This window comes from Planomonospora algeriensis (assembly GCF_977012225.1).
The window spans coordinates 1-1,377 of record NZ_CDRNDK010000851.1 but is presented as its reverse complement, the minus strand read 5'-3'; the positions used below and the strand labels follow the sequence as shown (position 1 = coordinate 1,377).

Genomic DNA, 1,377 nt, shown 5'->3' with positions numbered 1-1,377 from the left:
GCGTCCGTGAAGCCGGCGGCGGAGTCGAGGAGCGCGGACTTGCCCGTTCCCGGGGCGCCCAGCACGAGTACGGCACCGCCCGCCCCGCGGCGGGCGTCGTCGAGCAGCCGGCGCAGTGCGGCCAGCTCCGCGTCCCTGCCGCGGAGGGGGACGGCGGGGGCGGCGGAGGGCGGGGAGAACATGCCTCAGTGTTACGCGCGGATGTCATGAATGAGAAGAGCGGGTTTCAGGTCCTCGCGGAACCGCGCGACGCCGGGCGGCCCGCCTTCCGGGGGCCGGTCAGGCGGCCATGGTGCGCCAGGAGTCGTAGTGGTGGACGGCGATGCCGCTGAACGCCGAATACGCGGCGACGGCCGTGTCCACCGCTGCCAGCACCGTGGTCATGTGCGCCGGGCTCTCCGGCGAAGGTGCAGTGCGGGCAGTCGTCCAGGGGAGCGGTCTCGGCGCCCAGCCGGACCGGTCTGCCCGCGGCGGCCCCGCGGGTGAGCATGTCGGCGGCGATGTCGGTCATCGAGTTGGGCCCGGTGGCGGTGTCGCGGTAGCTCATGACGGTGACGGCGTCCACCTGCGCCAGCACCCGATCGGCCAGCGTGGTGCCGGTGCCCAGCGGGATCTCGCCGTACCAGAACGGCACGTCGGCCTCCAGCGGCAGGGTGCTGTCGGCCTGCAGCACCTGCAGCATCCGCACGAAGGACTGCGCCAGCGAGGCCTGGCCGCTCTGCCACGCGGGCAGCGCGTAGGGCTCCACGTCGACGTGGCTGCCGGCGAACAGCCCGGTGCCCAGCACCGCGCGCTGCCAGGCGCGCGCCGCGGCGTGGTCGGTGGCCCATTCCGGTTCTCCGCCCAGGGCGGTCAGGCGGATGCCGGCGGCGTCGGCGCCGCGCTTGAGCTCGCGCATCCGGTTCAGCCGGGCGGAATCGGCGGGCAGGGTGGCGGGGGCGTAGGCGAAGATCTCCTTCACGTCCTGGTCGCGGGCCCAGGCCAGCACGTCGGCCGGGACCGCGGTGGCGGAGTTCCACAGCCACATCGCCCGGGTGCCCGCCGGCGCGGGCGCGGTGCGCGTCCCGGTCGACGGCGGCGCGACGGCGGCCGGGGCGGGGCTCCGGAACGACCGGGGAGCCGGAGCCGCGGCGGCCGGGGGAGAAGCGGTCATCACGGTGAGCGATAGGACGGTGGTGATTGCCCGAATGACATTGCGCATAGTGGCCATATGTCCACTTCGTGAACGTGACGCGCTGGCGCATCATTCACGAATCACCCAAATGTGCAGTTGTTGCATGGTCGCTCGGTGCGATGGTTCGAACGCGACGGCCGCCGCGGTCCCTGGTGGCCGACGGCGTGCCGAAGGCGGACACGGGACCGGCCGCGCGCCGGGCG

At 73.9% G+C, this 1,377-nt stretch carries 2 protein-coding genes; both read right to left on the bottom strand.

Annotation, left to right across the window (positions count from 1 at the left end):
- Positions 1 to 182, bottom strand: a 182-nt coding sequence (locus ACWJ6R_RS36360; protein ID WP_449066551.1) for an ATP-binding protein, incomplete at its 3' end; no start/stop codon positions are given.
- A 44-nt stretch (positions 183 to 226) separates the two neighbouring features.
- The gene (locus ACWJ6R_RS36355; protein WP_449066550.1) at positions 227 to 1,153 is read right to left on the bottom strand and encodes a hypothetical protein; all 927 of its coding nucleotides are present in this window, start codon (positions 1,151 to 1,153) and stop codon (positions 227 to 229) included.
- Positions 1,154 to 1,377: the final 224 nt, after the last annotated feature.

Bases quoted from the DNA above. Each gene is read 5' to 3' on its own strand.
- ACWJ6R_RS36355 (WP_449066550.1), bottom strand. From the start codon at position 1,153: ATGACCGCTTCTCCCCCGGCCGCCGCGGCTCCGGCTCCCCGGTCGTTC.